Origin of the sequence: Streptomyces zaomyceticus, assembly GCF_014656215.1 — a bacterium.
Taxonomy (GTDB): Bacteria; Actinomycetota; Actinomycetes; order Streptomycetales; family Streptomycetaceae; genus Streptomyces; species Streptomyces zaomyceticus.
Map to the genome: position 1 here is coordinate 405,363 of NZ_BNBZ01000003.1, position 19,202 is coordinate 424,564.

Annotated in this window: 18 protein-coding genes and 1 riboswitch; of the genes, 5 read left to right on the top strand and 13 right to left on the bottom strand. The window is 71.1% G+C overall.

The features are described 5' to 3' along the window. Window positions 1-89: 89 nt before the first annotated feature. Entirely contained in the window at window positions 90-1,364 is a 1,275-nt protein-coding gene (locus tag IE311_RS06925) for a glycosyltransferase family 87 protein (RefSeq protein ID WP_189830672.1), read from the top strand. On the opposite strand, the gene IE311_RS06930 is transcribed toward IE311_RS06925, so the two are convergent. Then, entirely contained in the window at window positions 1,325-2,653 is a 1,329-nt protein-coding gene (locus IE311_RS06930) for an MATE family efflux transporter (protein WP_189830673.1), read from the bottom strand. The two genes, IE311_RS06925 and IE311_RS06930, sit on opposite strands and share 40 nt — an antisense overlap. Window positions 2,654-2,754: 101 nt before the next feature. Between IE311_RS06930 and IE311_RS06935 the strand changes: the two genes are divergently transcribed. Beyond that, window positions 2,755-3,279 carry a PadR family transcriptional regulator gene (locus IE311_RS06935; protein ID WP_189830674.1) on the top strand — a complete coding sequence of 175 codons (525 nt, stop codon included), beginning with the start codon at window positions 2,755-2,757 and terminating at the stop codon, window positions 3,277-3,279. A 57-nt stretch (window positions 3,280-3,336) separates the two neighbouring features. Here IE311_RS06935 and IE311_RS06940 read toward each other — a convergent pair whose 3' ends face one another. The 5 genes from IE311_RS06940 to IE311_RS06960 all read right to left on the bottom strand — a co-directional run bounded on the left by IE311_RS06940 (window position 3,337) and on the right by IE311_RS06960 (window position 8,770). Continuing rightward, a complete protein-coding gene (locus tag IE311_RS06940; RefSeq protein WP_189830675.1) occupies window positions 3,337-4,563 on the bottom strand; it encodes a hypothetical protein in 1,227 nt (408 codons plus the stop codon). A gap of 48 nt (window positions 4,564-4,611) precedes the next feature. Next, window positions 4,612-5,622 carry a C40 family peptidase gene (locus IE311_RS06945; RefSeq protein ID WP_189830676.1) on the bottom strand — a complete coding sequence of 337 codons (1,011 nt, stop codon included), beginning with the start codon at window positions 5,620-5,622 and terminating at the stop codon, window positions 4,612-4,614. Between the two features lie 200 nt (window positions 5,623-5,822). After that, entirely contained in the window at window positions 5,823-6,872 is a 1,050-nt protein-coding gene (locus IE311_RS06950; RefSeq protein WP_189830677.1) for a C40 family peptidase, read from the bottom strand. A gap of 257 nt (window positions 6,873-7,129) precedes the next feature. Further along, on the bottom strand, window positions 7,130-8,494 hold the full coding sequence (locus IE311_RS06955) for an NYN domain-containing protein (protein WP_189830678.1): 1,365 nt from the start codon (window positions 8,492-8,494) through the stop codon (window positions 7,130-7,132). Window positions 8,495-8,527: 33 nt separating this feature from the next. Next, complete coding sequence (locus IE311_RS06960) at window positions 8,528-8,770, bottom strand: hypothetical protein (protein WP_017238847.1); 243 nt, start codon at window positions 8,768-8,770, stop codon at window positions 8,528-8,530. A 158-nt stretch (window positions 8,771-8,928) separates the two neighbouring features. Here IE311_RS06960 and IE311_RS06965 point away from each other — a divergent pair, with 158 nt between their 5' ends. Further along, the gene (locus tag IE311_RS06965) at window positions 8,929-9,663 is read left to right on the top strand and encodes a rhomboid family intramembrane serine protease (RefSeq protein WP_189830679.1); all 735 of its coding nucleotides are present in this window, start codon (window positions 8,929-8,931) and stop codon (window positions 9,661-9,663) included. Continuing rightward, window positions 9,660-9,941, top strand: coding sequence for an Lrp/AsnC family transcriptional regulator (locus tag IE311_RS06970; protein ID WP_189830680.1), 282 nt, complete (start codon window positions 9,660-9,662; stop codon window positions 9,939-9,941). The genes IE311_RS06965 and IE311_RS06970 overlap by 4 nt, the downstream gene beginning before the upstream one ends. A 71-nt stretch (window positions 9,942-10,012) precedes the next feature. On the opposite strand, the gene IE311_RS06975 is transcribed toward IE311_RS06970, so the two are convergent. The 6 genes from IE311_RS06975 to ctaE all read right to left on the bottom strand — a co-directional run bounded on the left by IE311_RS06975 (window position 10,013) and on the right by ctaE (window position 17,225). Next, complete coding sequence (locus tag IE311_RS06975) at window positions 10,013-11,443, bottom strand: aminotransferase class V-fold PLP-dependent enzyme (protein WP_189830681.1); 1,431 nt, start codon at window positions 11,441-11,443, stop codon at window positions 10,013-10,015. A 208-nt stretch (window positions 11,444-11,651) separates the two neighbouring features. Further along, a riboswitch (SAM riboswitch) is annotated at window positions 11,652-11,768 on the bottom strand. 87 nt (window positions 11,769-11,855) lie between these two features. Next, a complete protein-coding gene (trpD, locus tag IE311_RS06980) occupies window positions 11,856-12,920 on the bottom strand; it encodes an anthranilate phosphoribosyltransferase (RefSeq protein ID WP_189830682.1) in 1,065 nt (354 codons plus the stop codon). A gap of 132 nt (window positions 12,921-13,052) precedes the next feature. Beyond that, the gene (gene qcrB / locus IE311_RS06985) at window positions 13,053-14,675 is read right to left on the bottom strand and encodes a cytochrome bc1 complex cytochrome b subunit (RefSeq protein ID WP_189830683.1); all 1,623 of its coding nucleotides are present in this window, start codon (window positions 14,673-14,675) and stop codon (window positions 13,053-13,055) included. Beyond that, window positions 14,672-15,724 carry a cytochrome bc1 complex Rieske iron-sulfur subunit gene (qcrA, locus tag IE311_RS06990; protein ID WP_189830684.1) on the bottom strand — a complete coding sequence of 351 codons (1,053 nt, stop codon included), beginning with the start codon at window positions 15,722-15,724 and terminating at the stop codon, window positions 14,672-14,674. Before qcrA ends, qcrB begins: the two co-directional genes overlap by 4 nt. Further along, the gene (qcrC, locus tag IE311_RS06995) at window positions 15,721-16,530 is read right to left on the bottom strand and encodes a cytochrome bc1 complex diheme cytochrome c subunit (RefSeq protein WP_189830685.1); all 810 of its coding nucleotides are present in this window, start codon (window positions 16,528-16,530) and stop codon (window positions 15,721-15,723) included. Before qcrC ends, qcrA begins: the two co-directional genes overlap by 4 nt. A 74-nt stretch (window positions 16,531-16,604) precedes the next feature. Further along, a complete protein-coding gene (ctaE, locus tag IE311_RS07000; protein WP_189830686.1) occupies window positions 16,605-17,225 on the bottom strand; it encodes an aa3-type cytochrome oxidase subunit III in 621 nt (206 codons plus the stop codon). A gap of 201 nt (window positions 17,226-17,426) precedes the next feature. Between ctaE and IE311_RS07005 the strand changes: the two genes are divergently transcribed. Beyond that, window positions 17,427-17,828: a response regulator transcription factor gene (locus IE311_RS07005; RefSeq protein WP_189830687.1), complete on the top strand. Its 402-nt coding sequence runs from the start codon at window positions 17,427-17,429 to the stop codon at window positions 17,826-17,828. Between the two features lie 5 nt (window positions 17,829-17,833). Here the strand turns inward: IE311_RS07005 and IE311_RS07010 are convergent, their stop codons facing one another. Next, the gene (locus IE311_RS07010; RefSeq protein WP_189830688.1) at window positions 17,834-19,087 is read right to left on the bottom strand and encodes a L,D-transpeptidase; all 1,254 of its coding nucleotides are present in this window, start codon (window positions 19,085-19,087) and stop codon (window positions 17,834-17,836) included. Window positions 19,088-19,202: the final 115 nt, after the last annotated feature.

The window sequence follows — 19,202 nt, forward strand, 5'->3', positions numbered from 1 at the left end:
CGTGGCCGAATCTACCGCGAGCGCACCCACCGCCCAGCACCACCACTCCCCCGCGTGAGCGGGGCCGACGCGAGAAGGACGAGACAGTGATGACGGGCGCAGTGGGGAAGTGGTTCCGCACGGGTCAGAGGCTCCCGGTCGCCCTCTGGGCACTGACCCGGATCATCCTGCTGCTGTGCGTCTTCAAGGTCGTGGTGATCCCCGGACCGGACATCACGTTCGACATCGAGGACATCTACCAGGGCTGGTACGAGGTCCTGCGGACCGGCACCTATCCGCTGGACGACGTGACCTGGCAGTACCCGCCGGCCGCCGCGTTCGCGATCCTCGCCCCGGGGCTGCTGCCGTTCCTCGGCTACTCGGCCGCCTTCTTCGTCCTCGCCTTCCTCTGTGACGCGCTCGTCTTCGGGCTGCTCCTCCACACCGGCCGCCGCGCCGGCCGCTCGCCGCGCGGTGCCTGGATATGGATCGCGGGTGTCCCGCTGCTCGGCCCGACGGCCTACGCCCGGTACGACGTGATGGTGACCGCGGTCGCGGTGGCGGCGCTCCTCGCGGCGGGCCGGAGTCCGCGGGTCCTGGGCGCGCTCGCCGGGTTCGGCGCGGTCCTGAAGGTGTGGCCGGTGCTGCTGCTCGCGGGCACGCCGAAGGGCCGGGCGACGTTCCGCTCCTGGCCGGCGGCGGTGGGCGCGGCGGCCGCCGTGCTGCTGTTCTGCGTGCTGTGGATGCCGGGCGCGCTCGCCTTCCTCTCGTTCCAGCGCGATCGGGGCACGGAGGTCGAGTCGCTGGGCTCGATGGTCTTCCATGTGGCCCGTCACCTCGGCTGGTCCGGGGAGGCGCGGATGAACTACGGCTCGATCGAGTTCCTCGGTCCGTACGTCTCCACGGTCTCGACGGCCGCGATGGCGCTCACCTTCGCGGCCTTCGGCTGGCTGCTGCTGTGGCGTTTCAAGGCGCGCCGCTTCACCTCGTCGACGGTGGCGGACGCGGCGTTCGTGGCGGTGCTGCTGTTCACGACGACGAGCCGGGTGCTCTCGCCGCAGTACATGCTGTGGCTGGTCGGTCTGGCGGCGGTCTGTCTCGCGTACCGGTCGAGCCGGATGGAGCGGCCGGTGCATCTGGTCGTGTGGGCGACGGCGGTGACGCAGTTCGAGTTCCCGGTGTGGTTCTCGCACGTGACGCGGAGCGATCCGCTGGGCATCGCGGTGCTGTTCACCCGGAACGGTCTGCTGATCGCCGCCACGCTGATCGCCTGCCGTGTGCTGTGGCGCCAGACGGTGACGGAGCCCCGTCTCGCCGAGAAGGCGGTCGTGCCCGCGCAGGCGGTTCATCCGGAGCGCGAGAAGGCACTGTCGGCCTCGCGCTGAGGCGCCCCGGGGGTCCGCCGGTACAGCAGGCCGAGCGCCGCGCACTGGGTGGCCGTGGCCAGGGCCATCGCCAGGCAGATGCCGGGCAGCCCGAGGCCTGAGAGGCCGTACGCGAGTGGCAGCTGGACCAGGACGCCGCCGACCGTGATCCGGGCGAGGTACGGGCTCGCGCCGGTGCCCTCGAAGACTCCGGCGAGCGCGATGGAGCCGGCCATGAGCAGCAGGTGGGGGCCGAGGCAGCGCAGGAAGAGCGCGCCCGCCTCCGCGACCGCCGGTTCGGCGCCGAAGGCCCGCATGACGGGTCCCGCGCCGAGGAGCAGCAGCCCCGCAGCCCCCGTGCCGAGGACGCCGCCGAGGAGCAGGGCCTGCCGTCCGACGGCCCGGCGTTCGTCGCGGCCCGCCCCGAGCAGATGGGCGCTGTGGATGGCGGCGGCCTGCCGGACCGCGTAGAAGGCCATGGTCGCGACGTACATGGCCTTGGTGGCGATGCCGTAGGCGGCGATCTCGGTGACGCCGAGCCGGGCCACGACGGAGACGAGCGCGAGGGCCCCCGCCATCCGGACGGTGAAGTCGAGGCCCATGGGCAGTCCGGTGCGTGCGGTACGGCGCAGGGCGGCGGCGGTCCCCTCGGCCGGGCGGACCGCGCGGGCGGCCTTGAGCAGGGGCTCGCGGTGGAGGACGAGCAGCCCGGCGGCGAGGGCGACGGTCCGGCCGGCCACGGTGGCGAGGGCGGCGCCCCGCACTCCGCAGGCGTGGATGAGCAGGGGGTCGAGGACCAGGATCAGTCCGTTGGCGAGGAAGGCGAGCCGCATGGGGGTGCGGGTGTCGCCCGCGCCCTTGAGGATCCCGTCGAGGACGTTCGTGGCGAAGAAGACGGCCGTGCCGGGGAGCGAGATCGCGAAGTAGGCGGCGGCCAGGGCGTGGGCGGGGTGGTCGGGGCCGCCGAGCAGCAGGGCGGCGAGCGGTTCGCGCAGCAGGAGTCCGCCGAGGGCGACGGGCGGCACGAGCAGCGCTCCGAGGGCGGCTCCGCCGCGGACGGCGGAGCGGACGGCGGCCGGGTCGCCGGCGCCGCGGGCGCGGGCGACGAGCACGGTGGTGCCGGAGCCGGCGACGAGGACGACGCCGAGGAGCAGGTTCTCGACGTTGGTGGCGACGGCGACGGCGGCGACGGCGTCCCCGCCGAGCCGGGCGACCCAGACCATGTTGATGATGCCGGCGGCGACTCCGGCGAGAAGTTCGAGATAGACGGGGCGGGCGAGCCGGACGAGTGTGCGGCGGTGCGCGGACATGGAACGAGGCCCCCCTCTTTTCGATATACCTCGATTCGAGGCACCTCGAAAAGAGATAGCATGGCGGCCGGTCCGACAACAAGCACGAAGGAGACCGCCCGGTGCTGGAACTGTCGATCCTGGGCTTCCTGTACGAGAAACCGCTGCACGGGTACGAGCTGAAGGAGCGCATCCACGGCCTCAGCGGCCATGTACGCCCGGTCAGCGACGGCGCCCTCTACCCGGCCATCACCCGCCTGGTGAAGAACGGCCTGGTCGACAGCCGTACGGAGCCGGGCGCGAGCGCCGCCCCGCGCCGGACGCTCTCCCTCACCCCCGAGGGCCGCCGGGAGCTGCTCGCCCGGCTGCGCACCCCCAAGGACGCCGAGATCACCGACGGCCAGCGCTTCTTCACCCTGCTCGCCTTCCTCGGCCGGCTCCCCGACCGGGCGGACCAGGCGGCCGTGCTCCGCCGCCGCCAGGAGTTCCTGAACACCCCGGCCAGCTTCTTCTACGAGGACGGGACCCCCGTCAGCGCCGAGCGGGAACCGGACCTCTTCCGCCGGGGGATGCTGCGGATCGCCCGCGCGACGGGCGCGGCCGAGAAGGCCTGGCTGGCGGAGGCCGTCGCACACCTGGAGAGCTGACCCGGCGGGCCGGGCCGGCCCGGGAGCGGACCGGCACACCGCCGGCCCCTCCACGGCCTATCCGAGCCGCTCCTTCAGATACGCGCGCCAGTCGGCCGTGAACTCCTCCGGGGTGGTGCCGAGCACCTCCTGGAGCGCCCGCTCCACCGCGCCCTCCCGGCCCGGGTGCGCGCCCACGGCCCGGTAGAAGTCCCGCAGCTCCCCCTCGCCCCAGCGGTCCGCGATCAGCGCGCAGGCCAGCCAGCCACCCTCGTACGCCCGCGCGAGCGCCTCCGCGTCGCCCCCGAACGCGAAGTCGGGGTCGCCGGGGAGCCGGGCGGGCAGCTCGCCCGCGAGGACCGCGCGGCGCAGTTCGGGCGCCGCCTGGGCGGGGGTGCGGCCGGCGTCCCGGTAGGCGACCCAGTCGGCGAAGCCCTCGGAGAGCCAGACCGGGGTCGACGGGGTGGTGGCGGCGCGGGTGGCGACATGGACGGTCTCGTGGGTGAGGACCAGCTGCCGGCCGAACGAGCCGAGCACCCCGTACGCGTCGGGGTTGACGATCACCCGGTCCGCGGGGGCGTCCGCGCCGCCGCGGATCTCCCCCGTGGTGACGGCGGCGATGCCCCGGTAGGAGGCCCCGGGCGCCCCGAGGAGCTCTCCCATGCCCGTCAGCGTCCCGGGGACGAGGACGACCACCTGACGGGCCCAGGCGGCGGGCCAGGCGGCGGAGACGACGGGGACCGCCCGGTCGGCCGCCGCCGCGATCTCCCGGAGCCGCTCGGGGCTCTGCCCCACACCGAGGACGAGCGAGCGGGCTCCCCGGACGGTCGCGACGTCGCCCTGCTCCCACAGGTGCCGGGGCGCGCCCTCCGCGGGGCGGTCCCCGGTCACGTACCAGCGTCCGTCCCGTTCGGTGAGGTCGAGGACCCGGGCGCCCGTCGCGGGGCGGCTGTCGTGGCCCCGGAGCCGGTAGCCGAGTTCGGCGCGGGCGGTGACCCGGTCGGACGCGGTGCGGTCGACGCCGGTGACCCGGTAGGTCCAGCCGTCGACGGGGACCGTCGCGAGCCGCCGGAAGACGGTGAGGGCCCTCTGCGCGTACGCCGGGTCGACGGCGGCCAGATAGCCGGGCTGGTCGCGGTCGACGAGCGCCCTGGCCTGCCGGTCGAGCAGCGTCTGTATCTCGCGGGAGGCGGTGTCCGCCGGCCCGGTCCTCGCACCGCAGCCGACGAGCCCCGTGAGCACCAGCAGCAGGGCCAGCAGGCAGGCCGTCGCCGGCCGTCGCGCTCCACACCCCTGACCTGCCACGCCTCCGATCGTACGGTCGGAACGGCGCGGCCTGCTTCCGGTACCGGGTCAGACCCGGGTCACCGTCACGTGCGACATCATGTTCACCGGGTCGTAGCGGACCCGCGCACCCGGGTAGGGGGCGTGGATGACCTGCCCGTTGCCCGCGTAGATCCCGACATGGCTGGCGTCGCCCCGGTAGGTGACGAGGTCCCCCGGCTGCGCCTGCGCGAGCGGCACCTGACGGCCCGCGTGGCGCTGTGCCGAGGAGGTGCGCGGCAGGCTGATGCCGGCCCGCCCGTACGACCAGACCATCAGGCCCGAGCAGTCGAAGGCGGACGGGCCGGTCGCCCCCCACACGTACGGCTTGCCGACCGCGCTGCGGGCGGCGATCACCGCGGCGGCGGCCCGCGAGGAACCCGCCGGGACATCGGCCATGGGCGGCAGCTCCTCCGCCCGTCCGCCGGCGCGCGAGGCCCGGTCGAAGTCCGCCCGCTCCTCGGCGGTGAGGCTGGCCAGCACCCGGCGGGCCTCGGCGAGCTTCCGCTCGACGGCGCGCTTGTGGCGGGCGACCTCGGCCCTGCTGCGCTCCAGCTCGACCAGGGCCGTACGGGCCTCGGACCGCTTCTGGTCCAGCCGGCGCTGCTCCCGGCGGAGTTCGCCGAGCGCGGCGCCCTGCCGGGCGGTGACCCGGTCGAGGGCGGAGGCCCGGTCGAGATAGGTGTCCGGGTCGGAGGAGAGCAGCAGGGCGAGGGCGGGGTCGATGCCGCCGGAGCGGTACTGGGCGCCGGCGACCGAACCGAGCGCGCCCCGCATGCGGTTGATGCGCTCCTGGCCCCGGGCGAGGCCGTCCTGGGCCTGGGAGACCGTCCGGCGCAGCGCGTCCGCCTTCTCGTCCGCCCGGTTGTAGCCCTCCGTGGCCTTCTCGGCCTCCTCGAGGAGGCGGTCGACCGTGGCGCGGGTGGCCGCGGGTCCGGCCCCGGGATCGGCGCTCGCGGGGACGGCCCCGAGGGACGCCGCCGCGGTGGCCGCGGCGGCGGTGAGGAGGGTGACCCTGGCGGGTCGGCGGTGGGACGCCACGAATCGCGCTCCGTTCGGCTCGACGCAGACTGGCGCGGCAGACAGTAGCCGCTGATCACTCCGCGTCCAACGAAGCCGCCGGACACACAAAGTGACGCCCCGCCGGAGATCACAGGTCACCGGCGGGGCGTCAGGTCAGCTTGCGTCGCGCCGAACCACCCGATTGGGCGGCACGGCGGCGCGGGTCGCGTCGTGGCGGATCAGCCGCCGATGCGGACGCCGAACTGGAACGTGCCCATGTAGCTCATGGACTCGTAGCGGACGTTGGCGCCCGGCTTGGGGGCGTGCAGGATCGTGTTGTTGCCCGCGTACAGACCCACGTGCGACAGGCCGTTGAAGAAGACCAGGTCGCCCGGCTTGAGCTGGCTGCGGCCGATCTTCACGCCGTCGTTCTGCTGGGTGTAGGTGACGCGGCTGAGGTCGACACCGGCCTTGCCGTAGGCCCACTGGGTCAGACCCGAGCAGTCGAACGACGAGGGGCCCTCGTGGCCGGAGGCGTACGGCATGCCGACCCGGGTGTCGGCGGCCGCGAGCGCGGCGGCTCCGTAGCCGTTCGCGGGGACCTCCTTGCCCAGGTCCAGGCGCTCGCCGGCGTCGCGGCTGGCCCGCTGCTCCTTCGCCCGCTCCTCCGCCGCGATCTTGGCCTTCTCGGCCGCCGTGAGCGTGTTGAGGAGCTTCTGGGCCTCGGCCAGCTTGCCCTGGTACATCTTCTTCTTGGCGCCGAGGGTCTTGCGGACGTCCTCGAGGTCGGCCAGCTTCGTGGTGGCCTCGGCCCGCTGCTGCGCGAGCGTGCGCTGCTTGGCCTGGATCGAGGTGAGCACGTCGGCCTGCTGGGCGCTCAGCTGGTCGATCGCGGACGCCTTGTCGAGGTAGGTGTCCGGGTCGGCGGAGAGGAAGAGCTGCAGCGCCGGGTCGATGCCGCCGGAGCGGTACTGGGCGCTGGCGACGGAACCGATCTGGTCGCGCAGGGTGTTGAGCTCCTGCTGACCGCGGGCCACCTTGTCCTGGAGGTTGCCGATCTCCTTCTGCAGCTTGCCGCGGCGCTCCTCGGCGAGGTTCGCCTGCTCCGTGGCCTCTTCGGCCTCGTGATGCAGCTTGTCGACCTTCGACTTGACTTCGTCGATGTTCGGCTTGGCGGGGGCCGCCTGGGCACCGGTCTGGGCGGTGAGAGCGACGGCGGCTGCCGCGGTCGCGGTGAGCACGGTCACGCGGATGCGGCTCGGCTGCTTGGGTCGACGGTGGGACGCCACGAAGGCGAGCTCCTTCTTCCTCAGAGCCGCCCAACCGGTAAGGGGCAGGCGGTTCCTCCGCCGCCACCCCGGATGGGTGATCAACCGCGCGAAGGTTCGAAGCCTGACCCTAGTGACCAAGTTGTGATCAGTTCAAATCCCACTGGCAAAAATATCTCCCACGCACCACATTATTTACACGCATCGCACGGGCAGTGATGAGTACTTGACGATCTGCCGTCCAGAATTCGGGCATACCGCCCAGGAGTTGCGATGCGTCACGAGAGCCGCGAAAGCCGCTTCAGCAACAAGGCGGACGCCACCGGCCGAGCACCGGCCTTCGCCACCCCGTCGGCCACCTCACGGTCGGTGGACACCACGACGACCGGGCGGCCCGGCGGCTCCGCCCGTACCAGCTGGCGGATCAACTCGTCCGCCGTCACGCCGGGCTTGGAGAACAGCACCCGGACCCCGCGCGGCGGCGCGAGCAGCACCGGCGCCGCCAGCTCCGCCCCGTCGAAGACACAGGTGACCTCGGCGCCCGAGCGGGCCGCGAGGGCCGACAGACTGCCGAGCAGCCGCAGCCGCTGCTTCTCCAACGGCATCGTCGGATAGCCGGTCTTGGTGACGTTGTAGCCGTCGACGACCAGATGGGCCTGCGGCAGCGCCAGAAGCTGGTCGAGCAGCGCCGGGTCGGTCTCGGAGAGCGCCCGCGCCGCGATGTCCTTCGGGGACATCCGCCCCGGCTCCACGGCGTCCACGGTGTCCGCCGGGTGCACCGACACGGGAGGCAGCGCGAGTTCACGGCGCAGCCCCTGGGCCGCGTCGAGAACGGTGTCGAGCAGCAGCCGCAGCCGCATGTCCTCCACCGAGCGCCCCTCGCGGGCCGTCCTGCGGCTCGCCTCCAGGGCCGACTCGACCTCGCCGAGGCGGGCCTTGAGCCGCCGGCTCTCGCTCTCGGCGGCCGACACCTGGGCGGCCGCCTCCGCCTTCGCGGCGTCGATCTCGCCCTGGAGACGGCGCAGCGCCGCCTCGCCGCGCTTCACATCGCTCTGGGCGCTGCGCAGCTTGCGGTGAAGCGATTCCGCTTCCTTCCGGGCCGTCTCCAGGTCGTGCCGCAACTGCTCGGTCTCGCCCCGGGAGCGGTCCCGGGCGGTGGCGAGCTCCTCGCGCAGCCGTTCCAGTTCGCGCCGGCCGGCCTCGTCGGCCCGCTCGGCGTCGACGCGCTGGGCCTCCTCGCCCGCGGCGGCCACGAGCTTGACCCAGCCGGCCGGGCGCAGCACATAGGCGGCCGCCGCCACGTCCACGGGGTCGGCGGCGGCGGGCGGGGTGCCCGTCTCGACGGCTCCGGCCAGTTCGGGCTCGGCCAGCTTGAACCGTTCGCCGATCCGCTGCCGGAACAGCGGATCGCTCTCCAGGGCCGCCGCCATCGCGTTGCCGGCGAACTTGGCCCGCCGGCTGGCGGTGAACCGGGCGTACTGCCTCAGGGGTGCGGGCAGCTCGGCGACGGTCAGCCCGCCGAAGGCGTCGGCGACCAGCGCGACGACCCGCCGCCGTACGCCTTCCGGCAGTGGGTGGTCGAGCGTCTCGGCAGCGTCACCTGCCGCGCCGGCCGGCTCTCCACCGTGCGCGGGCTGCTCCACGATCCGTCACCCCTATGTCTTCCGCGCCGTCCCTCAGGAGGCGGCGCCCGGCCTGTCCACCAGTTCGATCTGATCCACCGCGTTGCACCAGCGGCAGCGGACCGACTCGATGGTCTCACTGACCACCTGCCGCTCCTCGACCGTCGGGTCTCCGGCGAGGTCCAGATGGACGTACTCCACGACCTTGGAGGAGCGCGTCACATCGAAACGGGTCAGGTTGCCGCAGAGCGTGCAGCGCCAGCGGGTCTCGGCGGTCGGCAGGGGAACCGTCGTCATCGTGCCGTCCTTCTTCCTGTTGCGTGGTACCAGGTGCGGGAGCCGCGGTGCGCCGTCGAACTGCGGTCGTACTGCCCGTTACCCTACGGCCTCACCGGTACCCCGGGGCACGGCGAGGCACTCTGTCCAGTTCGGCCCCGGTACGCCATGATCTGTCCATGATCGACTGGCGCGGCTCGGCCCGCGGTGTCTGGCGGGGCACACGCGGCGGACCCAAGGTGACGTACGGACTGATCGCCGCCTGCTGTCTGCTCTTCGCGATCGGCCCGGTCTCCGGACTCAACCCGGTGTACGGCACGGGCGACCAGCTCCTCGCGGCGCAGGGCGTGTACTTCCGCCGCTGGGGCGTCGTCCCCACCGAGCTGATGAGCGGCGAGCCCCGCGCCCTGCTCACCCCCCTCACCGCGCTGTTCGTCCACGGCAGCTGGCTCCACCTGCTGGGAAACATGCTGTTCCTGTACGTCTTCGGGGCGATGGCCGAGGAGCGCATGGGACCGGTCGGGTTCGCCCTCTTCTACCTGGGCACCGGCTACCTCGCGCTGCTCGGGTACGCGGCGGCGCACGCCGAGAGCGAGCAGACCCTGGTCGGGGCGTCGGGGGCGATCTCCGGGGTGCTCGGGGCCTTTCTCTTCCTCTTCCCGCGCTCCCGCGTCACCAGTCTCTTCCCCTTCCTCTTCTTCCTGCCGCTGCGTTTTCCCGCCTGGATCGTGCTGGTCTTCTGGTTCGTGCTCCAGTGGCTGGCCGCGCGGGCCGCGGGCGCCGGTCCCGGCGTCGCCTATCTGGCCCACGTGGTGGGCTTCTCCGTCGGCTTCCTCTACGCCTGGGGGCGCTACCGGGGTGGGGATAGAGTGAAAGCCCAAGCCGCGGCGACCGAGGGAGAAAGCCAGCCGTGATCACCGCGATCGTGCTCATCAAGACCAGCGTGGACCGCATCCCCGAGATCGCCGAGTCGATCGCCTCGCTCGACAGCGTCAGCGAGGTGTTCTCGGTGACCGGCACCTACGACCTCATCGCCATGGTCCGCGTGCCCCGCCACGACGACCTGGCCGACGTGATCCCCGGCAGCATCAGCAAGATCCCGGGCGTCGAGGCCACGGACACGCATGTCGCCTTCCGTACGTACTCCCAGCACGATCTGGAGGCGGCCTTCGCCATCGGCCTGGAGTCCTGAGACTCCTCCGCGGCATGGGTGAAGGGGGCCTCCCGACCGGGGAGGCCCCCTTCACCCGTACGAGTGAGCCGTCAGCCGCGGTCCGGGACGCAGCGGCCGTCCTCGGTGCGGTACTTCCACTGTGCGCCGTCCCGGACGAGCTCCTTCACGGCGCCGACGAACCGCTCGACGTGCTCGTCGGGCGTACCGGCTCCGAAGCTCACCCGGATGGCGTTGAGCGACCGCTCCCCCGGGGCCGCCTCGGGGGCGCCGCACTCGCCCGGGTCCTGCGGGTCGCTGCCGAGCAGCGTGCGGACCAGCGGGTGGGCGCAGAAGAGACCGTCGCGGACGCCGATGCCGTACTCGGCGGAGAGCGCGGCGGCGAAGTGGGAGCTGTTCCAGCCCTCCACGACGAAGGAGATGACGCCGACCCGGGGGGCGTCGTCGCCGAACAGCGAGAGCACCCTGACCTCGGGAACCTCGGCGAGACCTTCCCGGACCTTGGCGATCAGGTGCCGCTCGCGCTCGACGAGGGAGTCGAAGCCCGCCTCGGTGAGAGCCTTGCAGGCGGAGGCGATCGCGTACACGCCGATGACGTTCGGGGAGCCGGCCTCGTGCCGGGCCGCGGTGGTGTGCCACTCCACGTCCACACCGCCGTCGGCCCGGCGGGCCACCTTGCGGGAGGCGCCGCCGCCCGCGAGGTAGGGCTCGGAGTCCTGCAGCCAGTCGGCGCGGCCCGCGAGGACGCCGGAGCCGAAGGGCGCGTAGAGCTTGTGCCCGGAGAAGGCGATCCAGTCCACGTCGAGCTCCTGCACGGAGACCGGGTGGTGGGGCGCCAGCTGGGCGGCGTCGAGCACGATCCGGGCGCCGTGGGCGTGGGCGGCGGCGGCGAGTTCCTTCACCGGCCACAGCTCACCGGTGACGTTGGAGGCGCCGGTGACGCAGACGAGGGCGGGACCGTACGGGTCGCGGTCGGCGAGGGCGTGCTCCAGGGTGGCGACGGCCTGCTCCGGGGTGCGCGGCGCGTTGAGGTAGGTGACGCGGGCGTCCCTCCAGGGCAGCAGCGAAGCGTGGTGCTCGGTCTCGAAGACGAAGACCTCGCAACCGGCGGGGAGCGTGGCGGCGAGCAGGTTGAGCGAGTCGGTGGTGGAGCGGGTGAAGACGACCTGGTCGCCGGGGCGGCAGTCGAGGAACTCGGCGACGGTGACCCGGCTGTTCTCGAAGAGGTCGGTGGAGAGCTGGGAGAGGTAGCCGGCGCCGCGGTGGACGCTGCCGTAGTAGGGGGCGTACGCGGCGACGTCGTCCCAGACCCGCTGGAGGGCCGGTGCGCTGGCCGCGTAGTCGAGCGCCGCGTAGGTCACCTCGCCGCCGGTGACGAGCGGGACGGTGACGTCCCGGCCGAGGACGGGCAGCGGGGCGGCGCAGCAGGGGTCGGCGGACTCGGCGGTCACGGTCTCGACGGCGGCGACGGTCTCGGCGGCGGCGACGGTGGTGGCGGTGGCGACGTCAGGGCGTGCGGACATGGCGGTATCTCCCGGCGGGCGGTGCGGAATGGCTTCGGTGATCCCGTACGCGGCCGAGTACGGCGGGGTACGGGTGATGCCTCGGAAGACATGGGGGTACGCGAAAGTGACCCTGATCCGAGGGTGAAGTGGGGGCGTATTCGCCCTATCGCATTCGCTTGCTCACGGAAAAAGCTCCTCGAGAGACCAGGACCCCTGGTGTTCGAGGGGTCCGCGCTTGCCGTAGACCTCGCTGCCTACGGCCTGGTCATCACCCGGGGCACCCCGCCACGGACGGAGGGTTGCCGGACAGCAAGCCGGGGCCAAAACGCTGTCACTCGTGACCTGTAGAGCATCCTGCCACATGATCGCCGAAGCGCAAGACCCCGGTCCGCATGCTGGACCGGGGTCGGGGTGAATCCCGCGCGGAACGCTAGGCGTTGCTGACGGCGACCCAGCGTTCCAGGGCCCGGCGGGCCTCACCGGAGTCGATCGCCTCCGCGGCCTGTTCGATGCCCGCGCGGATCTGCTCCACCAGGGTGCCCTCCCCCGGCGCGAGGGCGGTCAGCGCCGCCGCGGAGTTGAGCAGCACGGCGTCCCGGACCGGACCGGTCTCCGCCGCGAGCAGCCGGCGGGCGACGTCGGCGTTGAAGGAGGCGTCGGCGCCGCGCAGGGCCTCCACCGGGACGAGGTCGATGCCGACGTCCCGGGGGTCGAAGGCCTCCTCCCGCACCGAGCCGTCGCGGACCACCCAGACCCGCGACGTGGCCGTGGTGGTCAGCTCGTCCAGACCGTCGTCGCCGCGGAAGACCAGCGCGGAGGAACCGCGCTCGGCGAGCACCCCGGCCATGATGGGGGCCATCCGGGCGTCGGCGACACCGGTGGCCTGGGCCCTGACCCGGGCCGGGTTGGTGAGCGGACCGAGGAAGTTGAAGGTGGTCCGGATGCCCAGCTCCTTGCGGGCGGCGGCGACGTGCCGCAGCGCCGGGTGGAACTTCACCGCGAAGCAGAAGGTGATCCCGGCCTCCTCGGCGACCTCGGCGACCCGCCGCGGGGTCAGCTCCAGGTTGACGCCGAGCTTCTCCAGGACGTCGGAGGCGCCGGAGGCCGAGGACGCGGCCCGGTTGCCGTGCTTGACGACCTTGGCGCCGGTGCCGGCGACGACGATCGCGGACATCGTGGAGATGTTGACGGTCTTGGCGCCGTCGCCGCCGGTGCCGACGATGTCGACGGAGGGGCCGGGCACGTCGATCGTGTTGGCGTGCTCGTACATGGTGCGGACGAGGCCGGTGATCTCGTCGACGGTCTCGCCCTTGGCACGCAGGGCGACCGCGAAGCCGGCGATCTGGGCGTCGGTGGCCTCGCCGCGCAGGATCCGGTCCATCGCCCAGGCGGTGTCCTCGGCGCTCTGGTCGCGGCCGGTGAGCAGACCTTCGAGCACGACGGGCCAGGAGCGGCCCGCCGACGTAGGTCCTCCAGCGGGGGTCGCAGCGCTCATGGCAGCTCCTGGTCAGTCCGTAGTGGATACGGCCCCACCCTATCGACCCCCGGGGACGGCGAAGAGCCCCGTCCATCGAATGGACGGGGCTCTCACCGTGGCGACTTTCCGGAAAGTCGGGGGTTCAGGCGATCAGTGGTGGCCGTGGCCGCTCTGGATCTCCTTGTACTCCTCGACCGTGGGCTTGGCGACCTGGTTGTCGTCCGCGTAGTAGCCCTTGTTGAGCTTGACCCGGAGCTTCTCGATGCGCCCGATCTTGCGCTCGACACCGTTCTCGTCGACGGCCGGCGGAAGCTCCGCGGCGGCGTACTGCTCGTGCGCCGTGAGGCGGTGCAGCTCGCCCTGGCTGAGCGGCTGGTGGATCTCGACGAACTCACCGTGCGGCAGGCGCTTGATGATGCCGGACTCGCGACCGTGCAGCACCTTCTCCTTGTCGCGGCGCTGGAGGCCGAGGCAGATCCGCTTGGTGACGATGAACGCGATGACCGGGCCGACGAAGAAGAAGATCCGCACGAACCAGGTGATCGAGTTGAGCGACAGGTGGAAGTGGGTCGCCCAGAGGTCGTTTCCACCACCCACGAGCATGATCATGTACGCGGTGATCCAGGCGACACCGAAACCGGTGCGCGTCGGAGCGTTGCGCGGGCGCTGCGCGATGTGGTGCTCGCGCTTGTCGCCGGTGATCCACGACTCGATGAACGGGTACACCGCGATCGCCGCGAGGACCGCCGGGAAGATCGCCAGCGGGATCATCACACCGAGGACCAGCGTGTGGCCCCAGAGGTTGATCTCCCAGCCCGGCATGACACGGATCAGACCCTCGGCGAAGCCCATGTACCAGTCGGGCTGGGCGCCGGTGGACACCTGGTCCGGGCGGTACGGGCCGAGGGCCCAGATCGGGTTGATCGAGGCGATCGCGGAGATGACCGCGATGACACCGAAGACCAGGAAGAAGAAGCCTCCGGCCTTGGCCATGTAGACCGGCAGCAGCGGCATGCCCACGACGTTCTTGTTCGTGCGGCCGGGGCCCTCGAACTGCGTGTGCTTGTGGAAGAACACCAGGATGAGGTGGGCCACCACGAGGCCGAGCATGATGCCGGGCAGCAGCAGGATGTGGGCCGAGTAGAACCGGGCCACGAAGTCGCCGCCGGGGAACTCCCCGCCGAACAGGAACATCGACAGGTACGTGCCGATGACCGGCACGGACAGGATCGCGCCCTGCATGAAGCGGACACCGGTGCCGGAGAGCAGGTCGTCCGGGAGCGAGTAACCGGTGAAACCGGTGAACATGCCCAGGAAGAACAGCAGGAAGCCGAACAGCCAGTTGATCTCACGGGGCTTGCGGAACGCACCCGTGAAGAACACGCGCATCATGTGCACGAACATGCCGGCGAGGAAGATCAGCGCCGCCCAGTGGTGGATCTGCCGGATGAGCAGACCACCGCGCACCTCGAACGAGATGTGCATGGTCGAGTTGAACGCCTCGGACATCAGCTGTCCCTGGAGCGGGACGTACGGTCCGACGTACTCCACCTCGTTCATCGACGGGTGGAAGAACATCGTCAGATAGACGCCCGTCAGGATGATGATGAGGAAGCTGTAGAGGCAGATCTCGCCCAGCATGAAGGACCAGTGGTCCGGGAAGATCTTCCGCATGTTGGCCTTGGCCAGCGTGTAGATCCCCAGGCGACCGTCGGCCCAGTCGGCCACCCGCTCACCGGCGGGTGCCTTCTTGGTATCGGTCACGGTGCTCATCCGCGCTCCCAGAAGGAAGGACCGACGGGCTCGTCGAAGTCGCCGAGCGCCTCCAGGAAGCCCTTGTCGTTCACGCCGATCCGCAGCTGCGGGAGGGCGTGACCGGCCGGGCCGAAGATGACGCGGGCGCCGTCGGAGAGGTCGAAGGTGGACTGGTGGCACGGGCAGAGGACGTGGTGCGTCTGCTGCTCGTACAGGGAGATCGGGCAGCCCACGTGGGTGCAGATCTTCGAGAACGCGACGATGCCCTCGTGCGACCACTCGAGCTCGCGCTTGTCCTTGATGTCCTCCGGCTGGATCCGGACGATCATCAGGGCGGCCTTGGCGATCTCGGTCTGGAAGTGGTGGTCGTGCTCCGAGAGGCCCTCGGGCATCGCGAAGGTCAGCGAACCGACCGCGACGTCCTCGGGACGAAGCGGCTCGTGCGTGTTCATGTTGATGAGCTGAAGGCCCTTGGTCCACATGGTGGTCCGGAGCTTCTTCTCGGGCAGCGGGCCCATGTCACGCAGCAGGACGATGCCGGAGAGCGGTACCAGCGACAGCGCGCCGAACATCGTGTTGCGGATGAGCTTGCGGCGGCCCATGCCCGACTCGGCGGCACCGGCCGCGAAGTCCGACATGACCTTCGCCTTGGTCTCGGCGTCGGCCGCGATCGGGTGACGCTCGTCCGCGATCTCGACGTCGGACATCAGGGTGCGGGCCCAGTGGACCGCGCCCGCGCCGATGAAGAAGAGGGCGAGACCGAGGGTCCAGCCGAGCGCGAAGTTGAGCGCGGACACCCGGCCGAAGGGCCAGATGTACACGATCTTGTCGACCGGGAAGATCACGTACGAGGCGATGAAGCCGACGGTGGCCAGCATCGACAGCGTGAACATGAAGGCGACCGCGCGCTCGGACCGACGGGCGGCCCGCTCGTCGATGTCCTGGATGCGGGGCTTGTGGGGCGGGAGGCCCGGGTCGGCGAACGGGTCGTCGGCGACCATCACCGCGCCGTGCGCGGTGTCCTGCCCTGCCGGCAGGTTCTCTTCTGGAATCTCTTGGCTACTCATGACTTCTTGGCCTTAGCGGTGTGGGCCGCGACCCAGATGGCAACTGCGATCAGCGCGCCCAGGCCGAAGACCCAGGCGAACAGGCCCTCGGAGACGGGACCGAGGCCACCGAGCGAGAGACCGCCCGGGCTGTCGGCCTTGTCACCGTTGACGGCCTGGACGTACGCGATGATGTCCTTCTTCTCCTTCTCCGGCATCGTCGAGTCCGGGAAGGAGGGCATGTTCTGCGGGCCGGTCTGCATGGCCTCGAACAGGTGCTTCGGGCTCACGCCTTCGAGGCTGGGGGCGTACTTGCCGTAGGTCAGCGCGCCACCCTCACCGGTGAAGTTGTGGCACTGGGCACAGTTGGTGCGGAACAGCTCGCCACCCTTGGCGATGTCGGCACCGTCAGGGCTGTACTGGCTTTCGGTCGGCGTGATCGGGCCGGCACCGAGAGAGGCGACGTACGCCGCGAGCTGATCGATCTCAGCCTGCGAGTAGATGACCTTCTTCTTCGGGACCTGGGCGCCCGGCTGCTGGGCCGGCATGCGACCCGTGCCGACCTGGAAGTCGACGGCGGCCGAACCGACGCCTACGAGGGACGGGCCGTCAGTGGTGCCCTGACCGCCGGTTCCGTGGCAGCTGGCGCAGCCGACGGAGTAGAGCTTCTTGCCCTCCTCGATGGCGAGGGACTGGGCGGTTTCATCGGCCTTCGCCGTGCCCGCGGGCGCGAACGCGGCGTACAGCCCCCCAGTGGCCGCCAGCGCGAGAAGTAGGACGACGACCGCCGCCAGCGGATGGCGTCGTCGTGCGGAGAGCTTTTTCACGGATTACCCCGGTGTCAGGATCTTCTGCGTCGATGCTTGCTGGATGTCTCGGTCCGCCGTGACGGCGGCGCCGATTACTTGATCATGTAGATCGTGGCGAAGAGGCCGATCCAGACGACATCGACGAAGTGCCAGTAGTAGGACACGACGATGGCGGCGGTTGCCTGCTCGTGAGTGAACCTCTTGGCGGCGTACGTCCGGCCGAGGACCAGCAGGAAGGCGATGAGTCCGCCCGTCACATGCAGGCCGTGGAAGCCGGTGGTCAGGTAGAACACGGAGCCGTACGGGTCCGACGAGAGCGAGAGGCCCTCGTGCTTCACCAGCTCGGTGTACTCGAAGACCTGCCCGCCGATGAAGATCGAACCCATCACGAACGTGATGATGAACCACGACCGGAGCTTCTTCACGTCGCCCCGCTCGGCGGCGAAGACGCCGAGCTGGCAGGTGAGGGAGGAGAGCACCAGGATCGTGGTGTTGGTCGCCGAGAACGGGAAGTTCAAGGCATCTGCCTTTTCCGCCCAGAACTCGGCACCCATCACTGATCGCAGGGTGAAGTACATCGCGAAGAGGGCCGCGAAGAACATCAGCTCGGAGCTCAACCAGATGATGGTTCCGACGCTGGTGAGGTTCGGTCGATTGACCGACGGGTGCGCGTGCCCTGTTTCTACTGTCGTTACTGTCGCCACGACCGACATTATGTCGGTCGCTTATCCCGCCCTCACTCCGGGGGGTGCCGTTCGGAGTGTCAGAGGGGTGTGTCAGGCCCGAACGGCCCAGCCCGAGGCTCCCCCGGCACCCTTCGAACAGGTGTTGAACGGGTGTTGACGGAGTGTGGACCGGAGTAGCATCCGCGCATCGGTCGACGACGACCACCCGCCTTCCCAGCCGGAGGAACGATGCAGTCGAGTGCCACGGTCCTGGTCTACAGCGACGACGCGAACACCCGCGAGCAGGTACGGCTGGCGGCCGGGCGCAGGCCCGCGTCCGACGTTCCCCCGGTGGAGTTCGTGGAGTGCGCGACGCTTCCCGCGGTCCTGAAGCGTCTGGACGAGGGCGGCATCGACGTGTGCGTCCTGGACGGCGAGGCGGTGCCCGCCGGCGGCATGGGCGTCTGCCGGCAGATCAAGGACGAGGTCTTCCACTGCCCGCCCGTGCTGCTGCTCATCGGACGCCCGCAGGACGCCTGGCTGGCCACCTGGAGCCGCGCGGACGCCGCTGTCACCCTTCCGGTCGAACCGGTCGAGTTCGCGGCGTCCCTGGCGGCCCTGATCCGCTCGCGCCTGTCGATCGACGCGTGAGCTGATCAGATCGACGGCCTGAGGCGGGCCTTCTCGGTGGTGGCGACCGGGCTTCCGGTGGCTTCCACCAGGGCGCTGCCCTGACGCCACTTGGCCCACTCCAGGTTCCAGTCGCCGAAGCCGTTGCCGAAGGTGTCCATCGTGTTGCCGTAGCTGTTGACGACGCGGACGATGTCGCCGGCGCGGACGGTCTCGTAGAACCAGGCCGCGTTGCCGGTCGACATGCCGACACAGCCGTGGCTGACGTTCGCCACGCCCTGGGAGCCCACGGACCAGGGCGCGGCGTGGACGTACTCGCCGCTCCAGGTGACCCGGGTCGCGTAGTAGACGGGCAGGTCGTACGACTCGGAGCTGCCCTCCGCGATGCCGATGCTGGTGCCCCGCATCCGGACGTAGTACTCCTTGCCGAGGATCACTTTGATGCCGTTTCGGGTGGAGAAGCCCGGCTTGCCGGTGGTCACCGGAATGGTATTGATCACTTCTCCGTTGCGCCGAACGGTCATGTAGTGCGACCCGGCGTCCGCGACGGCCTCGATCCGGTCGCCGATGGTGAGCTTCAGCGGCGCGGAGGCGCCGCCGTAGAGCTTGTCGCCGACCTTGAGACCGTCCAGGTTGCCGGTCACCGTGACGCGCGCCCCGGCGGGCCAGTACTCCTTCGGGCGGAAGTGCAGCTTCTTGTCGTCCACCCAGTACCAGGAGCCCTCGACGGAGGGCGTGGAACGGACCTTGAGGGCCCGCTCGACTATCGCGCGTGACGCGCGGTCCTTGACGGCGAGACTGAGGTCGGCCGTGATGGGCTGTCCGACGCCGTAGGTGCCCGCCTCCGGCCCGAAGGTCGCGGTGAGCGCCCGTTTGGCCGGGGCCGTCTCGAAAGTGAACGTACGGGCACCTGGGGCGCCGTCCTCGTCCTCCGTCGCGACCCGGACGGTGTAGGTCGCTCCGGCCGCCAGGGAGGCCGTGGAGCGCCAGCGCTGCCCGTCCGCGGTGAGTTCGCCCGCCAGATGGCGGCCCGAGGCGTCGGTGGCGGTGACGTCGGTGATGCGCCCGTCGTCACCCTTGGTGGTGACCTCCAGGGGCTTCTCCGGGTCCGCCTTGGCACCGTCGGCGGGAGCGCTGACCGCGACCTGGTCGGCCGCGTCGTAGGCCCTCGCCGACAGCGGGTGGCCGTCCGGGCCCGCACAGGCGACGGCGCCCGCGGTGACGGTGAGGGCCAGAAGAGTGCAGCTCAGAACAGTCCGAATGCGCGGCGTGTCGTTCATGACTTCACGCTAAGGACAATCCTCGGCACCAGCGCGTCGAGTGCTGCAAAAGAGGGGCCCGGACACTTCGGTGACGAAGTGTCCGGGCCCCTCTGGGTGCTCCGGAGCGGAGCGG